At 56.1% G+C, this 8,252-nt stretch carries 9 protein-coding genes; 7 read left to right on the top strand and 2 right to left on the bottom strand.

From position 1 onward, the window contains the following. The 7 genes from WA354_RS13970 to WA354_RS13940 form a co-directional block, all read left to right on the top strand. Nucleotides 1-212 (top strand): hypothetical protein (locus WA354_RS13970; RefSeq protein WP_472813628.1); only part of this gene is annotated, 212 nt, incomplete at its 5' end. Between the two features lie 248 nt (nucleotides 213-460). After that, entirely contained in the window at nucleotides 461-976 is a 516-nt protein-coding gene (locus tag WA354_RS13965; protein ID WP_472813627.1) for an RNA polymerase sigma factor, read from the top strand. Nucleotides 977-1,392: 416 nt separating this feature from the next. Continuing rightward, nucleotides 1,393-2,232 (top strand): hypothetical protein, encoded by an 840-nt coding sequence (locus tag WA354_RS13960; RefSeq protein WP_472813626.1) that lies wholly within the window; start codon nucleotides 1,393-1,395, stop codon nucleotides 2,230-2,232. 55 nt (nucleotides 2,233-2,287) lie between these two features. Then, nucleotides 2,288-2,719 (top strand): outer membrane beta-barrel protein, encoded by a 432-nt coding sequence (locus WA354_RS13955; protein ID WP_472813625.1) that lies wholly within the window; start codon nucleotides 2,288-2,290, stop codon nucleotides 2,717-2,719. 399 nt (nucleotides 2,720-3,118) lie between these two features. Further along, a complete protein-coding gene (locus tag WA354_RS13950; protein ID WP_472813624.1) occupies nucleotides 3,119-3,613 on the top strand; it encodes a TadE family protein in 495 nt (164 codons plus the stop codon). Nucleotides 3,614-3,651: 38 nt separating this feature from the next. Further along, nucleotides 3,652-5,130, top strand: coding sequence for a pilus assembly protein TadG-related protein (locus tag WA354_RS13945; RefSeq protein ID WP_472813623.1), 1,479 nt, complete (start codon nucleotides 3,652-3,654; stop codon nucleotides 5,128-5,130). Nucleotides 5,131-5,941: 811 nt separating this feature from the next. Next, on the top strand, nucleotides 5,942-6,412 hold the full coding sequence (locus WA354_RS13940) for a single-stranded DNA-binding protein (protein ID WP_472813622.1): 471 nt from the start codon (nucleotides 5,942-5,944) through the stop codon (nucleotides 6,410-6,412). A 285-nt stretch (nucleotides 6,413-6,697) separates the two neighbouring features. Here WA354_RS13940 and WA354_RS13935 read toward each other — a convergent pair whose 3' ends face one another. Both WA354_RS13935 and WA354_RS13930 read right to left on the bottom strand, forming a co-directional pair. After that, complete coding sequence (locus tag WA354_RS13935) at nucleotides 6,698-7,564, bottom strand: ABC transporter permease (protein WP_472813621.1); 867 nt, start codon at nucleotides 7,562-7,564, stop codon at nucleotides 6,698-6,700. Next, nucleotides 7,561-8,252 (bottom strand): ATP-binding cassette domain-containing protein (locus WA354_RS13930; protein WP_472813620.1); only part of this gene is annotated, 692 nt, incomplete at its 5' end. The genes WA354_RS13930 and WA354_RS13935, both read right to left, overlap by 4 nt.

Here is an 8,252-nt window from a genome sequence, read left to right as displayed (position 1 = left end):
GAACCAGTGCCAGTAACGAAAGACTTCAGGATTCAATTGCCGTTTACGCCAAGGTCATTCGCTGGGGACCAGACGGCGTCGGTTTTGAATTCGCGCCTTTGAGTAGCAAAGATACTAAGAAGACTGTTCCTCAGCAGGGAGACCTGGCCGACCAAGAGACTCTGAACATGTTCTTGAAGCGCGCTTTGGTGCACGAAGAGAACGAACGTTAGCACCTGATCCGGATAAAATCACCGGAAGAGGGCTGGATATAATCGGGCCGGCCGCGGGCATTCATCCCCCGGGGCCATTTCAAATGAGGCAACTATTACAGTTTGGCGGTGGCCTTGGATGTCGGTCACATCGCAGACACGGACCATCAAGTTGCGATCAACCTCAATCCAACCGTCCGTCGCGCCTTACTGGCACGAAAGAGGAATAGACGGGGGATTTAGGGTGGTATAGTCTCTGACCAGCACAGATGGAATCAGAAGAACAGGCCGGCACCGAAGTGCTGAGGCAGGAGACGCTTGAAGTGTATGGAGCGCTTTCTGGCTCACTTGCCGCCTACACGCGCCGATTAACATCCGATACCGGCTTGGCTCAGGACGCTGTCCAGGAGACATTCCTGCGCTTCTTCCTGGCACGCATGCAAGGCGATACCATCCGAAACCCTTCGGCATGGTTGCATCGGGTGGCCCACAATTACATCTGCGAGACGGTGCGGTCCTCGGCGGTAAGAGCTTGCGTTTCTCTCGATGAAGAAGAGCTCGCAACAGCCCAGGTATCGCCGCAAACCGGGAATCTTGAGTGGGAACAAACCTTCAAAAGCCTCTTAGCCCCACGTGAATTCGAATGCCTTCAATTGCGAACCGAGGGTTTAGACTATATTGAAATTGCGGACGCAATGTCGATTCGACCGGGAACCGTGGGAGCTCTTCTGCATCGAGTTAGCCAGAAAATGCGTCTCGCGCTTCGGCCAAGAGGGGGGCGGTAGTGAAGGGGCGGAGAACATCATCGACAATCGACGAGAACTCTACGCCATCGTCCAACTTAGCTGTGCAGTCCAGCGAAGATCGCGGTGCTGATGAGCTCTCCAGAAAAATGCTTTCATGGAGCGGCCTTTGGTTCGGTTCCTCGGGCACCTGCGCAATCAACCAGGAGCAAAATCTGGTGCGAGAGCGGCTACTCTCATGGTTGGATCGTTGCATCGGTCGTCAAGCTTCTGCCGTTCTGTCGAGTCGCGTTGAGGACGTTTCCCTTGCAACGTCTACACCGTTGCTGACCGCCTTCCTGGGGCGCCGGGCAATGGTTGAGCTTTCACGGCGTGTGTTGAGCGACTTGTAGGCTCGCCGGATGCCGCGTTTCGTTCGATGGATCTGGAGAGTATGCGCCATCCATTATGCAATCGGAATGGCTGCCTATCTCCATTTTCTAATCACCGGCAGCTATCGCTTTCTGACCTGGTACTTTTTGATTCTCGGCACGCTATTCTTCCTGCTGACAGCGTCTGCCGAGTTCTACCTTGCACTTGAATGCCGGGCCGGCTTTGAAGCCGATGAGCCAATGCGGATGGCGTGGACATTTATTGCATTGTCATCGCTCTCGCGATTTGTTGGGAACGCTTTAATATCCCTCGATCATTGGCGCGGCGTCTCACTCCCAGGCGGATCTTCGGTCCTGGCGGTTCTGTTACCGGCGGGGCTTGCGCAGGCGGGCGAGGTGATAGGCGGACCACTCGCGATGTTTTTTTTATTGGTTGCTTTGATCCGCGTTTTGACGATTCAGGAGAAATTCGGCGTACTCGGCGGCTTGTCGCTTACAGACCTGTTGTTCATCTGTTTGATCGTGGCCTCCACCCTGGTGGAAGTCGCAAACATTGTGGGATACGTCGGCCCGAACTTTGAACCACCGCCTCTCACCAAAGCAATACTCTGGCTGAGCGATCCGGTTTTGTCCCTTCTTCTCATTCAGGCAGTCATGATTCGCCGGTCTGTGATTCGTGTGGGACTGGGCCTGGTTTCGCAATGCTGGGGTATGTATGTAATTGCGATCGTGACGACACTGGCTGGGGATGCTTCCATCTGGGTCGTGGGTGAGGGTCTGCTTTCCGAGCGGTTGATTGCATTGACCTGGTACATCTGGTTTTTCGCTGCCGCTGCGTTCGCGAGCGCACCAGCCTACCAGTTGGCGGCCATGAGACTGCCACTCGCTCACGAAAACGCGCGCTCCGCAAACGTCGACTCAAGATGATTCGAAGAATTGTCTTCAAGGGCTGTAAGGAAACTGTGGTGCTGTTTCGGCGCGTGTGGGGTGGTTCTCGATCATATCTTCGCAATGGGTCATCAACGACCCGTTGCGCTCTGTTACTGGGCTGCGACCGAACGTGGTGCCCGGCCAGAATCCCACGTTGCCGCGCCAAAAGCGCAACATCACGGAATGGTTCCATACCGTGGCGTTCATCAACGTGCCGGGACAGAGCAACAGCGACCCGATTCCCGGCAACGCGGGGCGGAATCTGGTTCGCGGTCCAGGCTATACCAACGTCAACCTCTCGCTCATGAAGAATTTCTCGATTGTGGAGAGGCTGAATCTGCAGTTCCGTGCGGAAAGCTTCACCCTGCTCAACACCCCGCACTATAGTAATCCGAATGGTAGCCGCAATTCTGGCTCCTTTGGTTCCATCACTTCCGCCGGCGGCCTGCGTGTTATGCAGTTCGCGGTGAAGCTCATTTTTTAGTGACGTTCAAAGATGCAGGAACGGGCTCGATTAGAATGTGATCCATGGCTGAGTATGTTGCGCCAGTGAGGATGCACATTACTTTGGTTATCTCTCTTGACCTCTCTGGTTCAACTATTCTCTCCGACATGTAAAGAAACGACGTACCTTCCTCCTCATATAACAAACTGCCTGACATTGGAAGAGCAGGAAGCATAGGGCCCCTTTTCCCCCAGGAAGATTCCGATACGGGCGCTGGAGCAGTTTGGGACTTTCACGCAATTGTTAAGCGACGAAATGGAAAGTCGGATCCCTCGAAGAACGACTCTCTTACTTCAAGGAGCAGGTTCGAATATGCACGATTTATTGAGGAGAATCTTGTCAGGGAACCCGCGCGTATCTCGCCGGCTTAAGGGCCTGTTGAATTCTGACAGCGAAGGCGGTGCCCTGGTCGAGATGGCGTTGGTTGTGCCGATCATGCTGACACTGATCACCGGCATGGCATCGTTCGGGATCGCGCTGAACAACTACCTGGTTTTGTCGCATGCGGCTGATATAGGCGCGCGCTATGTGGCCATCAACCAGGGGAACTTCTCGAACGGTACGACGACGAACCCCTGCGCCATGGCCGCCGTTCAGATCCAGGCTGCCGCGGTAGGTATACCTGCTTCCCAAATCTCGTACTCGATCACGATTCAGCCCTCACTAACGGGCACCGCGGCGACCTATACATCCAACAACGGGGCAGCAGGGTTTGGGGCAGGTACCAGCTGCGCCACCGGCGGATCCGGGAATATGGGTAGCGGAGGCGGGATCGTGACAGTGCAATTAAGCCGCCCATTTACTCCGTTCGTCGTGTTTTGGAGCAATCACGCTCTGAGCCTGGTAGCTTCAACCACGGAAATCATTCAGTGACAGTTGCCGGAAACCGGCAGACTCGAGGAACGAATTCAATGAGCTTGTGCACGAAATTGACCCGCATCATAGAGCGCCAGGAAGGGCAGGTTCTTCCCTGGTTCGCCCTGCTCTTGATCTTGTTTGGCGGCTTCACAGCGATTGTTGTAGACGTCGGACGTGGGATTATCGCTTATCACATGCTGCAGGCCTCGTGTGATTCTGCGGCGATGGCTGGGGTTCAGCTCATGTCAGACACTACCCAGACATCCACCGCTATTATTAACCAGGCGACTCTCTTCAGTTCGGTGCCTGGAAAATACAATGCGAGTAATTCGTTTCTTCCGAAGGCGGCAATGCAGACCGGCTATCCCAAGGTCTATTGCTCGAGCATGGGTTCAAACGCCGGTGTGCCTTGCGTGGCAGCAGGTGGCACCGCGAATGCGGTCACTGTAGCCCAGACTGTAACTGTGCCTACATTTTTTGGAGGAATCATCGGCATTCCTAGTATCACTCTGAAGGCCGCTTCCAGCGCGCTGATGGCGGGCGCTGCAGCGCAGAAGTACAACATTGCGATTGTTCTCGACACGACGGCGTCCATGACCAGCCCTGATCCTGGCGGCTGCACGGGCTATGGATCGTCGCCGACCAAGATGCAATGCGCTTTGCTGGGCGTGCAGACATTGCTCAAAGCCTTGCAGCCGTGCACATCTACCAGCACAGGCACGAACTGCACAGGGTTTGACGGAGTGAGCATCTTCACGTATCCGAATATTCCGGCGAACAAGGCCAGTCAGGATACGACGTGCAATGGCAGTGCTCCGACCCCGGTGCCGTACACCGCGCCCGCCGTCGGTGGCACCTGGACGAATCCAGTGTCGACCAGCTCAACACCGACCTACCAGGTTACGATCGGCGGCACCAGCGGTTACGGCACCAACGGTTACGGCAGCGATTGGAGTTCAAATAACCAGACAGTTGGCGCCAACGGTACATACAACAACAATTCCCTCCTGGCGATCGTCGCAGGCGCGGCGACGGGCTGTAAAGGTATGCAGGCTAAAGGTGGCGAAGGGACGTATCTCGCCAGTGCGATCTATGCGGCAGGCTCGTCGCTGGCTGCCCAGGCACTGGCAGTTCCGAATTCGAAGAATGCAATGATCATCATGAGCGACGGCGACGCAACCTCAAAGTCGTCCCAATTCGACCCGTCTGTAAATCTCACATCTACCGGCCTCTACCCCTCCGCGAAGGATGAGTGTCACCAGTCGATTACGGCGGCAAACTGGGTTTCAAATAACGTCCCGGATACAACAGTGTTCACAGTCGCCTACAACGCAGGAACGAGCGGAACCTGTTCGACGGATAGCCCAGCTATTACTGCCTGCTCTGAACTCCAGCAAATGGCTACCGTGCCGTCTGACTTTTATGCCGACACTTCCTCAAGCTGCCCGGGGACTAAGCTGGCCCTTCCGGCGATCTTCGGATCAATTCAAAGCCGGCTGACCGTGGCGCGGCTGCTGCCCGTGGGCTCGTAGGAAACGGTCCCACAAGTGCCCCAGAACTTTTGGCGCTCGGGATCATGTCGCGGCCCAGATCCCTGTTGCCATGCTCTGATCGGCCACAGAATCCGGATGCGTTGCTGCCAACAAGATCGACAGCAACGCTGCAGGTTAGCAACCATCCTCCAGAGGGACAAGGGCGACTAGGTTTGCATGTCGTGGTGTGATCCTCCGGGGTTACATCACAACCTGCAGCATCTCCCCGGTAGAAACGTTCATATCGCTTGCGGCGAAACAAACTCCGAGCGGGCGCCGCGTCTGGTACTCGACGGCGCTCCCCGAATCCGTCGGCCAAAGTGCGTTTCCGGCGTTGCAGAACTATGACCGGCCAACCGTTATTGCCATCTCCTGCGGGTATGGATCGCTAATGAATAACAAGAAGATCCCTCCGAATTGTCTCCCGACGAGGAACTTGCCGCTACTATTGGAGAAGTTTTTCCACCCATAAAATGGCCGGTCGGCCGTTCTGCCTCGACAGCCCGAAGGGTGGTCCCTTTTTGCAGTTAATACTCAGACCGCCGGATAACAACAGTGCGGTGACGACCGGCAAACTGCATCGGGCCCCATATCTTTGATCACTTTCTGTCCGCTCACATATACTTTGGTCAAAGAGATCTGACGAAAGGAAAAGCTGTTTCCTGACCAGTTGGCCACAATCTCCTAGAGTCGCTTAGATTTAAAGGTTGCTGACACGAGATTTTGGCTGGACACGAGATTTTGGCCGTACTTGACACCAAGTTTCGGCACGTGACACGAGAAATTGGCAGGAGACAGGGGGAACAAGTATATGGCAAAGTCGGTAAATAAAGTCATTCTTTTGGGCAATGTTGGCAAAGACCCCGAGATCCGTGCCACGGGCGGCGGCACCATGGTGGCGAACTTTACACTCGCAACCAGCGACCGCCAGAAAGACGCACAGGGCAACTGGCAGGACCGCACTGAGTGGCACAACATGGTCGCCTTCACACGACTCGCCGAGATAGTGCGCGATTACGTCAAGAAGGGATCAAAGCTCTATGTCGAGGGAAAGATCCAGACACGCAGTTGGGACGACAAAGAAACGGGCGTGAAGAAGTATCGCACCGAAATCATCGTGAACGATCTTTCCCTTCTCTCTGGCCGTGAAGACGGTGGTACGAGTTCCGGTGGATACAGCCGTCAATCCGGCCCGGCGGCTACCGCCGACCAGCGCCCCGCCGCCGGCCACGACGAATACAGCCAGTCCGCCGAAATTTCCGACGACGACATACCGTTCTAAACCCGTCAGCAGCAGCGAGCAATCACCGAACCGCCCCTCCCGGGCGGTTCACTGCTTTTCCCTGCAAGCCGCGCTTCCCTCTGGAAACCGCTCCGGCGCGTTCTTCCGCGTCGATGCCCTCCCCACCCTTGGTACCGGATAGATCGACTTGCGCGGCGTGAAAGCTCTGGCCGCCTCCATCGCTCGATCTCGTCTTCCGGCATTTCACTCGGATGTTTAGCTGGGTGCCCCGGGTCTCGATTTTGAGACTTGGGATTCTAGAAATGACCTTCATGGTCATGGGTACTAGTCGGTCGTGTAGCGAATCTCCAGCCGCCGCATCCGATAGCACGTATACGTAAGCACGACCGCGATTAGCGCCAGCAGTCCCAGCACCGCCACCCATGCCGACACGGGCTCGGTTTCTACCGTGAGCAGCGCAAAGATGCCCTCCGCGGGAACGCTCACCGGCATCAGGTGACGAAGATACGAGGCCACACTGAATTTCTGCAGCAGCGACGGCATTACCGGATTGATCGCCTCCCACCCCAGCAGCAGCATCGCGCCCGGCATGGGATTGCGAAACATCAAACTCAGCAGCAGAAAAATCGCACCGTATCCCAGGCAGGCGAGCACAACGATCAGCAGGTATGACTCAATCTGCCCGAGCCCGGGACCATGCAGCATGAAGTCCCAGCCCCCCGCACCATACCCCCCATACATCAGCACAAAATCCGCGATCATGGCAGAGCCGAACAGCACTACCGCGCTCACAGCTCCCGCAAAAAACTTCGACAGCAGGATCACTTCACGACGTACCGGTGACAGCAGGTAATAGTGCAGGCTCCGCTCGATCATCTCACCGCGAATCAGACGCGAAAAAATCCCCAGGCACCCAAAGAAGATGCCCAGCCGTACGTAATAGAGTTGCACCACGCCCGCTAGTATCGCGCTGTCATCGCTCATGCCCGATCCGGAATGCGAATCAATAAGCAGGTGAATCAAAAGAATGACCGTCGGAATGAACGCAAGAAAATAAATCCACCATGCCCGCCGCGTAAACAGGTTGCGCCGGATCTCAATGCGCGTCAGTCGCCGTGCCTGTATCCACCATAGAGACCACGGCTGCTGCCGCAGTATCGTAATCGCGTGACTGAAACTCTGCTGCGTCATGATGGGCTCCCGTCCGAACCGATCAGATACTGGTAGATGGCATTCGCATTGTCGTCGGCCGGCGCCACTGCATCAATCTTCACCAGCCCCTCGACTGCTATTTCGTTCAACAGCCGGTAAAACTGGTCGATGTCTCCCGTGCGCAAAAATACCCCGCGCCCGTCCGCATGCAACCGCGCCTCAACGCAATGATTCACCGCAAACATTTTCGAAGCCAGCAGTTCAGGACTGTCGCAGCGAATCAGCACCTGCATCGGCTTATCGCGTACTTCCTTCCGCACATCGTGGATGTTTCCCTGCGCGATCAGATACCCGCCTGTGATCAGCACCACGCGATCGGAAATGCGATCGACCTCGTCGAGAATGTGGCTCGATATCACCACATGCATTCCCTGCCGCCCCAGTTCCTGAAACAGCGCCAGGGATTCCGCGCGCGCCATCGGATCCAGTCCGTTCAGCGGCTCATCCAGCACCAGCACCCGCGGATGATGCGCAATCGCCTGGGCCAGCCTGATCTTCTGCCGCATGCCCTTGCTGTATCCCGCAATCTTGCGATGCGATGCTTCGCCGTCGAGCTGAACACGCTCAAGCGCCTCCCCCGTCAGGTGAAAAGCATCCTCTTCGCTCATGCCGAAGAGCATCAGGCTGTCGAGCACAAATTGAAACCCGCTCAAGCCGCGTGGAAATG

Origin of the sequence: Occallatibacter sp. (assembly GCF_049802275.1) — a bacterium.
In the GTDB taxonomy this organism is placed as follows: domain Bacteria; phylum Acidobacteriota; class Terriglobia; order Terriglobales; family Acidobacteriaceae; genus Telmatobacter.
Note: the sequence above shows the minus strand (reverse complement) of the source record. Positions and strands in the feature narration are given on the sequence as shown.

What these genes read in the sequence shown, in the direction of transcription:
- WA354_RS13965 (WP_472813627.1), top strand. Translation starts at nt 461, where the DNA reads ATGGAATCAGAAGAACAGGCCGGCACCGAAGTGCTGAGGCAGGAGACG.
- WA354_RS13960 (WP_472813626.1), top strand. Translation starts at nt 1,393, where the DNA reads ATGGCTGCCTATCTCCATTTTCTAATCACCGGCAGCTATCGCTTTCTG.
- WA354_RS13945 (WP_472813623.1), top strand. Translation starts at nt 3,652, where the DNA reads ATGAGCTTGTGCACGAAATTGACCCGCATCATAGAGCGCCAGGAAGGG.
- WA354_RS13940 (WP_472813622.1), top strand. Translation starts at nt 5,942, where the DNA reads ATGGCAAAGTCGGTAAATAAAGTCATTCTTTTGGGCAATGTTGGCAAA.
- WA354_RS13935 (WP_472813621.1), bottom strand. Translation starts at nt 7,564, where the DNA reads ATGACGCAGCAGAGTTTCAGTCACGCGATTACGATACTGCGGCAGCAG.